The 12,012-nt window shown below is 62.5% G+C and carries 17 protein-coding genes; 8 read left to right on the top strand and 9 right to left on the bottom strand.

What is annotated here, in order from left to right:
• Nucleotides 1-5: 5 nt before the first annotated feature.
• From NKJ80_RS20800 to coaD, 3 genes are all read right to left on the bottom strand, one after another.
• Nucleotides 6-518, bottom strand: coding sequence for a peptidylprolyl isomerase (locus NKJ80_RS20800; protein WP_023693397.1), 513 nt, complete (start codon nt 516-518; stop codon nt 6-8).
• A 43-nt stretch (nt 519-561) separates the two neighbouring features.
• Nucleotides 562-1,056: a peptidylprolyl isomerase gene (locus NKJ80_RS20795; RefSeq protein WP_245267149.1), complete on the bottom strand. Its 495-nt coding sequence runs from the start codon at nt 1,054-1,056 to the stop codon at nt 562-564.
• 168 nt (nt 1,057-1,224) lie between these two features.
• The gene (coaD, locus tag NKJ80_RS20790; RefSeq protein ID WP_023670954.1) at nt 1,225-1,725 is read right to left on the bottom strand and encodes a pantetheine-phosphate adenylyltransferase; all 501 of its coding nucleotides are present in this window, start codon (nt 1,723-1,725) and stop codon (nt 1,225-1,227) included.
• 194 nt (nt 1,726-1,919) lie between these two features.
• Between coaD and NKJ80_RS20785 the strand changes: the two genes are divergently transcribed.
• On the top strand, nt 1,920-2,066 hold the full coding sequence (locus NKJ80_RS20785; RefSeq protein ID WP_352498233.1) for a hypothetical protein: 147 nt from the start codon (nt 1,920-1,922) through the stop codon (nt 2,064-2,066).
• 56 nt (nt 2,067-2,122) lie between these two features.
• On the opposite strand, the gene gyrA is transcribed toward NKJ80_RS20785, so the two are convergent.
• Both gyrA and NKJ80_RS20775 read right to left on the bottom strand, forming a co-directional pair.
• On the bottom strand, nt 2,123-4,912 hold the full coding sequence (gene gyrA, locus NKJ80_RS20780; protein ID WP_023696506.1) for a DNA gyrase subunit A: 2,790 nt from the start codon (nt 4,910-4,912) through the stop codon (nt 2,123-2,125).
• Between the two features lie 223 nt (nt 4,913-5,135).
• Nucleotides 5,136-5,987 carry a helix-turn-helix transcriptional regulator gene (locus tag NKJ80_RS20775; RefSeq protein ID WP_023706194.1) on the bottom strand — a complete coding sequence of 284 codons (852 nt, stop codon included), beginning with the start codon at nt 5,985-5,987 and terminating at the stop codon, nt 5,136-5,138.
• Nucleotides 5,988-6,074: 87 nt separating this feature from the next.
• On the opposite strand from NKJ80_RS20775, the gene NKJ80_RS20770 reads away from it, so the two are divergent.
• From NKJ80_RS20770 to NKJ80_RS20760, 3 genes are all read left to right on the top strand, one after another.
• Nucleotides 6,075-6,611 carry a hypothetical protein gene (locus NKJ80_RS20770; RefSeq protein WP_352498232.1) on the top strand — a complete coding sequence of 179 codons (537 nt, stop codon included), beginning with the start codon at nt 6,075-6,077 and terminating at the stop codon, nt 6,609-6,611.
• A gap of 33 nt (nt 6,612-6,644) precedes the next feature.
• A complete protein-coding gene (locus NKJ80_RS20765) occupies nt 6,645-7,022 on the top strand; it encodes a VOC family protein (RefSeq protein ID WP_023700788.1) in 378 nt (125 codons plus the stop codon).
• Nucleotides 7,023-7,128: 106 nt separating this feature from the next.
• Nucleotides 7,129-7,758, top strand: coding sequence for a MarC family protein (locus NKJ80_RS20760; RefSeq protein WP_023670949.1), 630 nt, complete (start codon nt 7,129-7,131; stop codon nt 7,756-7,758).
• 45 nt (nt 7,759-7,803) lie between these two features.
• Here NKJ80_RS20760 and NKJ80_RS20755 read toward each other — a convergent pair whose 3' ends face one another.
• The 4 genes from NKJ80_RS20755 to NKJ80_RS20740 all read right to left on the bottom strand — a co-directional run bounded on the left by NKJ80_RS20755 (nt 7,804) and on the right by NKJ80_RS20740 (nt 9,834).
• Complete coding sequence (locus NKJ80_RS20755) at nt 7,804-8,229, bottom strand: OsmC family protein (protein ID WP_023684635.1); 426 nt, start codon at nt 8,227-8,229, stop codon at nt 7,804-7,806.
• 23 nt (nt 8,230-8,252) lie between these two features.
• Entirely contained in the window at nt 8,253-8,651 is a 399-nt protein-coding gene (locus NKJ80_RS20750) for a DUF2306 domain-containing protein (RefSeq protein ID WP_023834136.1), read from the bottom strand.
• Between the two features lie 37 nt (nt 8,652-8,688).
• Nucleotides 8,689-9,222: a single-stranded DNA-binding protein gene (ssb, locus tag NKJ80_RS20745; protein ID WP_023670946.1), complete on the bottom strand. Its 534-nt coding sequence runs from the start codon at nt 9,220-9,222 to the stop codon at nt 8,689-8,691.
• A 210-nt stretch (nt 9,223-9,432) separates the two neighbouring features.
• Nucleotides 9,433-9,834: a hypothetical protein gene (locus NKJ80_RS20740; protein ID WP_023834137.1), complete on the bottom strand. Its 402-nt coding sequence runs from the start codon at nt 9,832-9,834 to the stop codon at nt 9,433-9,435.
• A 133-nt stretch (nt 9,835-9,967) separates the two neighbouring features.
• Here NKJ80_RS20740 and NKJ80_RS20735 point away from each other — a divergent pair, with 133 nt between their 5' ends.
• The 4 genes from NKJ80_RS20735 to NKJ80_RS20720 all read left to right on the top strand — a co-directional run bounded on the left by NKJ80_RS20735 (nt 9,968) and on the right by NKJ80_RS20720 (nt 11,752).
• Nucleotides 9,968-10,282: an ArsR/SmtB family transcription factor gene (locus NKJ80_RS20735; protein WP_023670944.1), complete on the top strand. Its 315-nt coding sequence runs from the start codon at nt 9,968-9,970 to the stop codon at nt 10,280-10,282.
• Nucleotides 10,279-10,746 carry an SRPBCC family protein gene (locus NKJ80_RS20730; protein WP_023688634.1) on the top strand — a complete coding sequence of 156 codons (468 nt, stop codon included), beginning with the start codon at nt 10,279-10,281 and terminating at the stop codon, nt 10,744-10,746. Before NKJ80_RS20735 ends, NKJ80_RS20730 begins: the two co-directional genes overlap by 4 nt.
• A gap of 29 nt (nt 10,747-10,775) precedes the next feature.
• The gene (locus tag NKJ80_RS20725; protein ID WP_352498231.1) at nt 10,776-11,384 is read left to right on the top strand and encodes an ATP-dependent Clp protease proteolytic subunit; all 609 of its coding nucleotides are present in this window, start codon (nt 10,776-10,778) and stop codon (nt 11,382-11,384) included.
• A 146-nt stretch (nt 11,385-11,530) separates the two neighbouring features.
• Complete coding sequence (locus tag NKJ80_RS20720) at nt 11,531-11,752, top strand: hypothetical protein (RefSeq protein ID WP_156932470.1); 222 nt, start codon at nt 11,531-11,533, stop codon at nt 11,750-11,752.
• Nucleotides 11,753-12,012: the final 260 nt, after the last annotated feature.

Genomic DNA, 12,012 nt, shown 5'->3' with positions numbered 1-12,012 from the left:
TGTCCTTACCTGACGTCGGCCGCGACCTTCAGCGACACGATCTTGTCGGGATCGACCACCGGCTCGCCGCGCTTGATCTTGTCGACATTGTCCATGCCTTCGATGACCTGGCCCCAGACCGTGTACTGGCGGTTGAGGAAAGCGGCATCGTCGAAGCAGATGAAGAACTGCGAATTGGCCGAGTTCGGGTTCTGCGAACGGGCCATCGAGCAGGTGCCGCGGCCATGGTTGGCGTTGGAGAACTCAGCCTTCAGGTCCGGCTTTTCCGAGCCGCCCATGCCCGCACGCGAAGGCGCGAAGGTCGGCTTCGACGAATTGCCGAACTTCACGTCGCCGGTCTGCGCCATGAAGCCTTCGATGACGCGGTGGAAGACCACGCCGTCATAGGCGCCTTCGCGGGCCAGTTCCTTGATGCGGGCGACGTGGCCGGGAGCCAAATCGGGGAACAGTTCGATGACGACCTTGCCCTTGGTCGTTTCCAGGATGAGCGCGTTCTCGCGGTCCTTGATCTCAGCCATGTCGTATATCCTTTATCTCAGAAAACAGATTGATTTGATTGGTTTACTTGTCGGCGGCGATGCGTACCTTGATCATGCGGTCGGGCTCGCTGACCGTGCCGTTGTCGGCCTCGTCGCCCTTCTTGATCTTGTCCACCAGCTCCATGCCGCTGACGACACTGCCAACGATGGTGTACTGGCCATCGAGGTTCGGCGCCGGCGCGAACATGATGAAGAACTGCGAATTGGCGGAGTTCGGGTCCTGCGAGCGGGCCATGCCGAGCGTGCCGCGCTTGAAATGTTCGCTCTGCGAGAATTCGGCCGGCAGGTCGGGCAGGTCTGAACCGCCGGTGCCGACGGCCTCGGGGCTGAACCCCTTCTTCATGTTGCCGAACTTGACGTCGCCGGTCTGCGCCATAAAGCCGTTGATGACGCGGTGGAATGCGACATCGTTATAAGCGCCTTCGCGCACCAGCTTCTTGATCTGGGCGACATGCTTGGGTGCCAGGTCGGGGCGTAGCGCGACGGTGACGTCGCCGTTCTTCAAGGTGATGACCATGGTGTTTTCCGGTTCGGCGGCGAAGGCCGAAACGGATGCGGTCACGAGACCGGCAAGCACGACGAGGAACGAGGCGAGCTTTTTCAGCTGCATAAGGGATCTCCGAAGGTCTTTGTTAGGGTGCATGTCGTTGCCCCAAAACCGGCATCCACTTTTGGGCGACATGCACTATTTCGCGAATTTGGCGGTGAGCGCGCCGGCAACGGCGGCCGGTACGAAGGGACGGATGTCTCCGCCCATCGAGGCTATCTGGCGCACAAGTGTGGCGGTAATGGTGCGTACCGATGGACTGGCGGGCAGAAAAACCGTCTGCAGTTCCGGCGCCATGGTCTCGTTCATGCCGGCCATCTGCATCTCGTAATCGAGATCGGTGCCGTCGCGCAGGCCGCGGATCATGATCGAGGCGCCATGCTTGCGGGCCGCGTCGATGACCAGCCCGTCAAAGGCGACGACCTTGATACGGTCGCCGTCGCGGCCAAATTCGGCCTTGGTCGCGGCCTCGATCAGCTTCACCCGTTCGTCGAAGGAAAACAGCGGCGTCTTGCCGGGGTGGGTGCCGATCGCCGCATAAACCGTGTCGGCGACAGCCAGCGATGCCTTCAGCACATCGAGATGGCCGTTGGTCAGCGGGTCGAAGGAGCCGGCATAAAGGGCGATGCGATCGGTCATGGGAGGTGCTTCTAGCGGGGCATTGGGCGGAAGGCAAATGCGATTGGGAACATCTGCGTGAACCTTTTCGCAGACATGAACGACAGATGAATGCCTTGATCACGAAGACTTCACGCCGCGTTCGCTAGTTTGCACTTCGGAAGATGAAACCAAAACCCGATCTAACCGTTGGATAGGCGCAGGAGAACACGCACATGCTGATCTACATGCTCGCCACCGCAATGACCGTCGCCATGCTGATCGCCACCGCATTCGGATTGCATAGCGAGGCAGAGCGCGTCCGTGTCCGCACAAAGCGGTTCGAAGATTTCGGCGCTCGCTGGCCCCACCGTCGCCCCTGATTTATTGCTAGTTTCTTGTTTGCGCCGGCCCATCGGGCCGGCGTTGTTGCTCAAACCTATTCGGTGCTGTCCGGTACGGCATCTCCGGCGCCGGCCTCAATGACACCCTCTTCGACATCCTCGTCGGCCTGCGGCTCCGAAATCCGTTCGACCGAAACCACCTTCTCGCCTTCGGCGGTGTTGAAGATGGTCACGCCCTTGGTGGCGCGGCTGGCGAAACGGATACCGTTGACCGGCACCCGGATGACCGTGCCGCCATCCGAAACCAGCATGATCTGGTCGTCATTGCCGACCGGGAAAGTCGCCACCAGCTGGCCGATCTCGGCCACCTTCGACACGTCGGTGGCGCGGATGCCTTTGCCGCCGCGTCCGGTCAGGCGGAAATCGTAGGATGACGAGCGCTTGCCGTAGCCATATTCGGTCACCGTCAGCACATACTGCTCATGCGCCTTGAGCTCTTCGTAACGGCTGTCGGAAAGCTCGGTCTCCTCGCCAATCTCCTCATTGGTGAGTGCAATCTCTTCTTCCTCGCCGGTCACCTCGGCGGCAAGCCGCCGCTCCAGTGCTGCCCGCTTGAGGTAGGCGGAGCGTTCCGCCGGTGAAGCATCGACATGCTCGATCACCGACATGGAGATGATGCGGTCGGTCTCGGCCATGCTTATGCCGCGCACGCCGACCGAATTGCGGCTCTGGAAGACGCGCACATCGCCAACGCGGAAGCGGATGCACTGGCCGGAGCTGGCGGTCAAAAGCACATCGTCATTGTCTGTGCAGGTCTCGACGCCGAGGATCTCGTCGCCCTCCTCCTCCAGCTTCATGGCGATCTTGCCGTTGCGGTTGACCTGGACGAATTCGGACAGCTTGTTGCGGCGCACGGTGCCGCGCGTGGTGGCGAACATGACGTCGAGTTCGCCCCAGCTGGTCTCGTCCTCGGGCAGCGGCATGATGGTGGTGATGCGCTCGCCCTGCTCCAGCGGCAGCATGTTGATCAGCGCCTTGCCGCGCGACTGCGGATTGCCGATTGGCAGCCGCCAGACCTTTTCCTTGTAGACGATGCCGCGCGAGGAGAAGAACAGCACCGGCGTATGCGTGTTGGCCACAAACAGCCGGGTGACGAAATCCTCTTCCTTGGTCGACATGCCGGAGCGGCCCTTGCCGCCGCGGCGTTGCGCCCGGTAGAGCGACAGCGGCACGCGCTTGATGTAGCCGGAATGGCTGACGGTGACGACCATGTCCTCGCGCTGGATCAGGTCCTCGTCTTCCATGTCGGCGCCGCCGTCGGTGAGCTCGGTGCGGCGCGGCGTGCCGAACTCGTCGCGCACGGCGGCAAGCTCGTCCTTGACGATCTGTTGGATGCGGGCGCGGGACGACAGAATGTCGAGGTAATCCTTGATCTCGTCGCCGATGGTGTTCAGCTCGTCGGCGATTTCGTCACGGCCGAGCGCGGTCAGGCGCTGCAGGCGCAGTTCGAGGATTGCGCGCGCCTGTTCCTCGGAGAGGTTGTAGGTGCCATCCTCATTGATGCGATGGCGCGGATCGTCGATAAGCAGAATCAATGACTCCACGTCCCCGGAGGGCCAGCGCCGCTCCATCAACTGCTCGCGCGCCGTCTGCGGATCGGGCGCGGTGCGGATCAGCTTGATCACTTCGTCGATGTTGGCGACGGCTATGGCGAGGCCGACCAGCACGTGGGCGCGGTCGCGCGCCTTGCGCAGCAGGAATTTCGTGCGCCGGCTAATCACCTCTTCGCGGAAGCTGACAAACGCCTTCAGCATGTCGGTCAGGTTCATCACTTCCGGCTTGCCGCCGTTCAGCGCCACCATATTGGCGCCGAAGGAGGTCTGCAGCGGCGTGAAGCGGTAAAGCTGGTTGAGAATGACGTCGGCGACAGCGTCGCGCTTCAGCTCGATGACGACGCGGTAGCCCTGGCGGTCGCTTTCGTCGCGAATGTCGGAAATGCCTTCGATGCGCTTGTCGCGCACCAGCTCGGCCATTTTCTCGATCATCGAGGCCTTGTTCACCTGGTACGGGACTTCCGTGATGATGATCGATTCACGGTCGTTGCCGCGCTGTTCGACATTGACCTTGCCGCGCATGACGATGGAGCCACGGCCCGTCGCATAGGCGCTGTAGATGCCGGAACGGCCGAGCACGATGCCGCCGGTCGGGAAATCGGGACCCGGAATGATCTCCATCAGCGCCGGCAAATCGATCGCCGGATTGTCGATGATGGCGATGGCGCCGTTGCAGATCTCGGCCAGATTGTGCGGCGGGATGTTGGTGGCCATGCCGACGGCGATGCCGCCGGAACCGTTGACCAGAAGATTGGGGAAGCGGGCCGGCAGCACCTTCGGTTCGGTGTCGGATGCGTCATAAGTCTCCTGGAAATCGACGGTTTCCTTGTCGATGTCCTCCAAGAGTTCATGTGCGACCTTGGTCAGCCGCGATTCGGTGTAGCGCATCGCCGCCGGCGGATCGCCGTCGATGGAGCCGAAATTACCCTGCCCGTCGATCAGCGGAACGCGCAGCGACCAGTCCTGCGCCATGCGCACCAAGGCGTCGTAGATCGAGGCGTCGCCATGCGGATGGTATTTACCCATCACGTCGGCGACCGGGCGGGCCGACTTCACATATTTGCGGTTCCAGTGGTAACCGCTCTCATGCGCCGCATAGAGAATGCGGCGGTGCACCGGCTTCAGGCCGTCGCGCACATCGGGCAGCGCACGGCTGACGATCACGCTCATGGCATAAGAGAGGTAGGAGCTCTGCATCTCCTCGATGATGGAGATGGGCTCGATGCCGGTGGGGCCGCCGTCGGCGCCGCGCGGGGGTTTTTGGTCGGTCAAATCGGATCACAATCTAATCAGGAATCATTGACCGCTTATATAGGAAGCACGGCCGAAACTCCAATATTCGTGTTGCTTTTCCAACGACAATTTCAGTGGTAAATTCAAATGGATACCTCTGATTGCGACGATTTGGCCATAACGCATTCGCCGCCGCCAGGGGCAAAAGCCTGCGAAGGACAGTTTTCCAAGTCAAGAGCGTATCTGGAGGCAGACAGACGCGTCAGCGGGTAGCCACCCGCCGGGAGCGATAGTGGCCAGGCGTCTCACCCATGACGCGCCGGAAACGGCGGTTGAACGTCGACAAATCGTTGAAACCGGCCTCGAAGGCGATTGCCGAGATGGCATCGCCTGACATGCGCAGCCGCACCGCCGCGCGGTGCAGCCGGGTTCTCAGCAGAAACTGATAGGGCGTCATGCCTGCGACCTGCCGGAAGGTGCGCAGGAAATGATACGGGCTGGTCGCCGTCGCGCAGGCAAGCTCGGAAAGCGAGACCGGCCTGTCGGCATTGAGCTCGATCTGCCGCACCGCCTCGGCAACCCGTTTCTGGTCGCGGCGGCTCGGCGGTCGAACGCCAGGCACCGCATCGCTGGCGACGGGCAGTGCTGCGCCGGCAACTGCCAGTGCTGCGCCGGCAATTCGCAGGCCAAGCTCCTCAAAGGCGTCGATGTCGACCATCTCGCGCGCCGCTTCCGCCTCGGCCAGCAGCGATGCGAGCGCCGGCAAAGGCGGCATATGCGGCACGCCGAAGGCGAGCTTGCTCGCGCCGGGCACGTCGCTGGCGATGCGGTCGAGATAGGCCGGAGCGAAGTGGAAGGACAGGCAACGGTCGCCGGCGCCATGCTCATGCCCGCATTCATAGCAGGCGCCGACATTGCCGAGCAGGATCGCGCCCGGCGCCAGCATGGCGGCGCCTTGCCTGGTGCGGTAGCGGAAGGTGCCGCTGGTGACAGCGGCAACGCAGAAGGTGTCGTGCGCCTCCTCGAACGGGCGGTCGCCGGCGCCGGCCGTGCACAGCACGTCGGACACATGCCAGCCCTGCCCCGATGCCAGGTTTTGTTCGCTCGTCGTCATGGCTTGAAAGATAGCAATTTTTCCCAAGCGCGACACCCGGTCGGGGCCTATCGCTTGCAGCCTCCTGACATAACGAAGGCAGCAAGTATGATCGGTACATCCTCCTTTGCCGAAGCGCTCCACAGCGACGGTCCCAACCCCGGCCTGGCTGAAAAGCTTGATCTCTACGGCCGCTTCGTCGGCGCCTGGACATTCGATGCCACGCGCCATCTCGAGGACGGCACGGTTCTCACCGGAGGCGGCGAGGTGCATTTCGGCTGGGTCCTGGAAGGCAGGGCGATCCAGGATGTATGGATCCTGCCCGCGCGGGATGCCGGCCCCTCGCCTTCTCTCGGCAAATGGACTTTCTATGGCACAACGCTGCGGGCCTATGATCCCGGCTCGGATGCCTGGCACATCTTCTGGAGCGACCCGCGCAACCAATACTACAGCCGCCAGCTTGGTCGCGCCGAAGGCGACACGATTGTGCAGGTCGGCGCCGACGGCACTGGTTCCTCGGTCCGCTGGAGCTTTTCGCGCATCACCAAGGACAGCTTCCGCTGGCTCGGCGAGCGTTCGCACGACGATGGCAAGACATGGCGTCTCGAAGTCGAGTTCCTGGCGCGCCGCGTCGCCCAGGACTGATGACGCAACATATTGCAAAAAAGGTGAAAAAACATGCTTGACCATGTCTCGATCGGCGTCCGCGACACCAACGTTTCGAAGCCCTTCTACGATGCCGCGCTAAAGCCGCTCGGTTATTCTTGCCTCGGCCAGTCGCCAGGCTCACTGGGTTATGGTGCGCAAGCCGTCGCGCTGTGGGTGAACGACGCGGAGCGGCCAGTGCCATCGGACGAGAAGTTCGGTCTGCATTTCTGCTTTAGCGCGCCGACGAGGCAGAGTGTCGTCGCCTTCCATGCCGCCGCCTTGCGTGCAGGCGGCAGCGACAATGGCGCGCCGGGCCTGCGCGCCGACTATGGCGAGGACTATTACGCTGCCTTCATCGTCGATCCCGACGGCTATCGCCTGGAGGCCTATTGCAACGCTGCCGCCTAACATAGCCGGCGTCTCCGGTATCGGCATCTCAGACGGTTCCCACCGGGCAGGCTTTGCTCTACCACTATCGTGGCGCAGGGGTCCGGCCCGGCGGGAGGGGTCAGCGATGCCGAGTTTCGACAGCCTGTTCAACGCCTTCGTCACCATTCTGGTGACCATCGACCCGCCAGGTCTCGCGCCGCTCTTCCTCGCGGTGACACGCGGCATGAACCGCGAGGAACGTCAGCAGGTTTCAGTGCGCGCCTCGATCATCGGCTTCCTGGTGATGGCGCTGTTTGCGGTGGCCGGGGCGTCCATCCTGTCGGTGTTCGGCATCACGCTGCCGGCTTTCCGCGTCGCCGGCGGGTTTTTGCTGTTCTTCATCGCGTTCGAAATGGTGTTCGAGCGCCGCCAGGACCGCAAGGAGAAGATCGGCGACGTCGCCATCACCAAGGACATGATCCACAACATCGCGGCCTTCCCGCTGGCGATCCCGCTGATCGCCGGCCCCGGTGCGATTTCGGCGACCGTGCTACTGTCGGGCTCGTTTCAGGGTTTTGCAGCACAAGCGGCGCTGGTCGGCATCATCTTCGTCTGCCTTGCCATCACCTATCTGGTGTTCGTGCTGTCGGAGCGCATCGACCGCATCCTCGGCCAGACCGGCCGCTCGATCCTGACCCGCCTGCTCGGCGTCATCCTGGCCGCGCTTGCGGTTCAGTTCGTCGCGGATGGCATCAAGGCGCTGATGGCGGGGTAAACGGCAGCCCCTGCTCCCTGCTCCCTGCTCCCTGCTCCCTGCTCCCTACTCCACCGCCGTATCGACGACCTTAAAATCGTGGGTGATGACAGCCGTCTTGGCCAGCATGGCCGAGGCCGAGCAGTATTTCTCGATCGACAGGTTGATGGCGCGCTGGACCTTGTCGCGCGACAGCGCGTGGCCCGTGACGATGAAATGCATGTGGATGCGGGTGAAGACTTTCGGGTCGGTTTCGGCCCGGTCGGCGTCGAGTTCGACAACACAGTCCTCGATCGCCTCGCGGCCTTTTTCGAGGATGTGAACGACATCATAGGCCGAGCAGCCGCCGGTGCCGATCAGCACCAGTTCCATCGGGCTCGGACCCGGCGTCTTGCCTTCCGGCCCGGAGGCGGTTCCCAGCACAACCTTGTGGCCGCTGCCGGACTCGCCGACGAAGGTGCGCTCCTCGACCCATTTGATCCGGGCTTTCACGGCAATCTTCCTTTCAGAAAGCGTCACTGGCCGAAGACGACCGTGTGCATGATCCGCCCCGGCAGCAGCGTGAACACGCCGGCGCCGATCAGGGCGAAAACATACAGCGATATCATGACCCTGCGATGTTTGGCGACCCGATGCATATGCGCGTGCCAGACCGCAAGCGGCACGGCGATCAACACTAAAATCGACAAGAGATGGATCGGGCTGAACGGACCGACGAGGCGTATCTGCTGGATCCAGAAACTGGAGACGGCGACGACCAGCATCAGCGCCGCCCAGGCATAGCCGACGACACGATGACGCGTCGTGCCTTTCGGCAGCGCCAGTTGCGTAGCGCCAACGGCCAGCGCGGCAAGGGCCGCGAAGGCGTGCCATGGAATGGGAGGGCGCGCCGATAGAAGCGGTCCGAGCGACACCGCACCCTCTCCTCAGATATCGCCGACTATCGTCAGCTCAGAACGGGATTTCGTCGTCCAGTTCGCGCGACGAGCCGCCGCCACCGCCGCCCTTGGAACCGCCGCCACCGCTGTTGCCGCCGCGGTTGAAGCTCTCATTGGGGCCAGACTGGCCGAAATCCGAGCCACGGCTCGCGCCGCCGCCGCCGGCATAGTTGCCGACCTGACCGCCGCCCTCGCCGCGAGAATCGAGCATCTGCAGCTCGCCGCGGAATTTCTGCAGCACGACTTCGGTCGTGTACTTGTCGGCGCCGGTCTGGTCTTGCCATTTGCGTGTCTGTAGCTGGCCTTCGACGTAAACCTTCATGCCCTTCTTCAGGTACTGCTCGGCGACCTTGGCGATCTGGTCATTGAAAATGACCACGTTGTGCCATTCGGTCTTTTCCTTGCGCTCGCCGGAGTTCTTGTCGCGCCAGCTTTCCGACGTGGCGATGCGGATGTTGACGACCGGATCACCGGAATTCAGGCGGCGGATTTCAGGGTCCGCGCCGAGGTTGCCGACCAGAATGACCTTGTTGACGCTACCCGCCATGACACTTCTCCGTGCTCATCCGAAACAAATTTCAAGTCGTTCACCTTACAGGCCGCGCACAATCCTGGCTTGCCGCGGCTGGCTTTTCCCACAAGGTTTTTGTTCCCTTTTCGTTCCTATACTGTTAACCACGGATTGTCAAGGAATGGCAGCAATCGCCGACGCGGGCGCGTGGATTTAGCTGACACGCAGCGGCGAGAAGCGGTGTCGTCAGCGCCGATTTTTCGCTGGTCGCAACGGACCGAAAAAGCCGCTCCACTCCATGCCCATGGCATGGGCGCGCTGTGCGATCACGGTTGGCGCCGACATCAGCCCGACTGCAGGTTCAGATTTCAGAGCCGGGTCATTCAGCAATTTCCCGATCGCGCGCCCGTGCCACCACACCTGAGCGACGAGCGCCGCTACCACCGCGATCAGGCCCCAGGTCCCCAATCCTTCGCCGAAGATGTAAATCCCGTATGGCGGCGATAGCGCCGTACCCAGCTTGGCCAACAAGATCACGGCCACGAAACCGATGACGGCGATGGCGCCTATACCGAGGACGAGGCGGCGATAGAGCCTCAGAGCCTCGTTGAGGTTCTCGGCGGACGAAAGATCGACGTTGGAATTCATAAATACTACTCCTGCCTCGCCATGAGCGGCCCATCTTGTTCCCCATGGATTAGAGGCCCGGCAGGATCCAATCAATACGGGGCATTCAAAACACCCCTTGCCAAATCGATAAGTATCGACTTATGCTTTTGCCATGATCGAAGCAGAGATTTTTCGCGCCCTGGCCGACCCGACGCGACGCGCCGTCTATGAGCGGCTGACTTCCGGCGAGATGAGCGTTTCGGAGTTGCGCACCGGCATGAGCGTGTCGCAGCCGGCGGTGTCGCAGCACCTTGCCGTGCTGCGCGGCGCAGGCCTGGTCAGCGAAAGACGTGCCGGCCGCAACGCCTACTACCGCGCCGATCCGCAAGGGCTCGAGCCGCTGCTCGGCTGGATCGAACGCTACCGCGCATTCTGGCCGGAGCGCATCGAAAGACTGAAGGCCGTTTTGAAGGACATGGACCAATGACCGACGAAAAGCAGACGCAGACCGCCAAGGATGCCCTCGCCTTCGAATGCGATCTGCCGGACGCACCGGAAAAAGTGTGGCGGGCACTGACCGTGCCGGATCTCTTGGCGGAATGGATGATGCCGAACGACATCAAGCCGGAAACCGGCAGCCGCTTTGCCTTTGCCGGGCCTGAGAAGCCGATCGAGTGCGAAGTGCTCGATGCCGAACCGGGGCGCCTGCTGCGCTATTCCTGGCGCGAGCGTTCCGGCGACGCCGACCGCGAGGAGCTGGAGAGCATCGTCACCTTCACACTCGCCCGCACCGTTTCCGGCGGCACGCATCTCCGCATCGTCCATGACGGGTTTGTCCTGACGCCTGCGGTTGCGATGGCCGGCGCCGGCTGCCGGCTCTCGCTGCACGCATATAAGCCCAAGCCGCCAGTCGCCGCCAACGCGCCGCGCCTGTTGCTGCGCGCTGCCTGAACCGGAAAAATCAAAACGGAGACAATGAGATGAGCGGCTTTGCCAATCTGGTGCCGATGGTGATCGAGCAATCGAGCCGCGGCGAACGCGCCTTCGACATTTTCTCGCGGCTGCTGCGCGAGCGCATCATCTTCGTCAATGGCGAGATCAATGACGGCATGTCGGCGCTGGTCTGCGCCCAGCTCCTGTCGCTGGAATCCGAAAACCCCGACAAGGAGATCTCGCTTTACATCAACTCGCCGGGCGGCGTGGTTACCAGCGGCTTCGCCATCTACGACACGATGCAATATGTCAGCTGCCCGGTGTCGACCGTGTGCATGGGCTTTGCCGCGTCGATGGCCTCGTTCCTGCTGATGGCGGGAACGCCGGGGCGGCGCATCGCGCTGCCCAATGCCAGCATCGTGCTGCATCAGCCTTTGGGCGGCTTCCAGGGCCAGGCCTCCGACATCCAGCGTCACGCCGAAGGCATTTTGCGCACCAAGCGGCACATGGCCGACCTCTACGCTCACCATTGCGGCCGCACCCACGAAGAGGTCGAACGCACGCTTGACCGCGATTTCTTCATGACCGCGAAGGAAGCCAAGGACTGGGGCCTGGTCGACCACGTCTTCGACACCCGCAAGCAGGCAGCGGCCTGATCGGCGGATTGAATTCAGGCCGGTGTTCCCTCAATTGCAACGCTGCTGGTCTGGCCTCGCCTTGAGCGCGGCACTATAGTCTTGCCATGCGCTACCACCTGAACAGACTGACCATAGCCATTGCCATCACGGCGGCGACATCGAGCATGGCCTTTGCCGGGGGCAGCACCAGCACGTCGCGGAAAGGCGCCCTGCCCGGCGTGACCGGCGACTACCGCATCGCCAAGCCCGCGCCGCAGCCGGAGCCGGACGACGCGCTGTCTGCCGGCGAGAACGGCACGTTCAAGATCGGCGGCACCGATGTCAGGATTTCCGGCAGCATCACTGTCGATGTCGGCACGGGTGGGATCAAGCCGCCGCGCCGGTAGCCCCTTCTCCCAGCTACTATACGGGAGAGAAAGCCTGCGCCGACGACTTCCTCGCAAAAGAACAGCCCCGCCGTTGCTTCCGCTAACGGTCGGGGCTTTTTTTGGATTCCAAATCCAAACTGCCGGTAGTGTTATACCGACTTTGATTTCGGATGCTTCGCGGCGTTCAGCCGACGATCCGACTAGCCGTCTCTGATTTTTGTGGGATTCGGCAGGTCACGGTTTGTCGGGTGGTTTGTTGGATTGTCGCGATGCGTCCA

Origin of the sequence: Mesorhizobium sp. M0030 (assembly GCF_040323695.1) — a bacterium.
In the GTDB taxonomy this organism is placed as follows: Bacteria; Pseudomonadota; Alphaproteobacteria; order Rhizobiales; family Rhizobiaceae; genus Mesorhizobium.
This window is presented reverse-complemented; position numbering and strand designations above follow the sequence as displayed.

What these genes read in the sequence shown, in the direction of transcription:
- NKJ80_RS20730 (WP_023688634.1), top strand. Translation starts at nt 10,279, where the DNA reads ATGACCGACGAAAAGCAGACGCAGACCGCCAAGGATGCCCTCGCCTTC.
- NKJ80_RS20785 (WP_352498233.1), top strand. Translation starts at nt 1,920, where the DNA reads ATGCTGATCTACATGCTCGCCACCGCAATGACCGTCGCCATGCTGATC.
- NKJ80_RS20770 (WP_352498232.1), top strand. Translation starts at nt 6,075, where the DNA reads ATGATCGGTACATCCTCCTTTGCCGAAGCGCTCCACAGCGACGGTCCC.
- NKJ80_RS20800 (WP_023693397.1), bottom strand. Translation starts at nt 518, where the DNA reads ATGGCTGAGATCAAGGACCGCGAGAACGCGCTCATCCTGGAAACGACC.
- NKJ80_RS20760 (WP_023670949.1), top strand. Translation starts at nt 7,129, where the DNA reads ATGCCGAGTTTCGACAGCCTGTTCAACGCCTTCGTCACCATTCTGGTG.
- coaD (WP_023670954.1), bottom strand. Translation starts at nt 1,725, where the DNA reads ATGACCGATCGCATCGCCCTTTATGCCGGCTCCTTCGACCCGCTGACC.
- NKJ80_RS20725 (WP_352498231.1), top strand. Translation starts at nt 10,776, where the DNA reads ATGAGCGGCTTTGCCAATCTGGTGCCGATGGTGATCGAGCAATCGAGC.
- NKJ80_RS20765 (WP_023700788.1), top strand. Translation starts at nt 6,645, where the DNA reads ATGCTTGACCATGTCTCGATCGGCGTCCGCGACACCAACGTTTCGAAG.
- NKJ80_RS20740 (WP_023834137.1), bottom strand. Translation starts at nt 9,834, where the DNA reads ATGAATTCCAACGTCGATCTTTCGTCCGCCGAGAACCTCAACGAGGCT.
- NKJ80_RS20735 (WP_023670944.1), top strand. Translation starts at nt 9,968, where the DNA reads ATGATCGAAGCAGAGATTTTTCGCGCCCTGGCCGACCCGACGCGACGC.
- NKJ80_RS20775 (WP_023706194.1), bottom strand. Translation starts at nt 5,987, where the DNA reads ATGACGACGAGCGAACAAAACCTGGCATCGGGGCAGGGCTGGCATGTG.
- ssb (WP_023670946.1), bottom strand. Translation starts at nt 9,222, where the DNA reads ATGGCGGGTAGCGTCAACAAGGTCATTCTGGTCGGCAACCTCGGCGCG.
- NKJ80_RS20795 (WP_245267149.1), bottom strand. Translation starts at nt 1,056, where the DNA reads ATGGTCATCACCTTGAAGAACGGCGACGTCACCGTCGCGCTACGCCCC.
- NKJ80_RS20720 (WP_156932470.1), top strand. Translation starts at nt 11,531, where the DNA reads ATGGCCTTTGCCGGGGGCAGCACCAGCACGTCGCGGAAAGGCGCCCTG.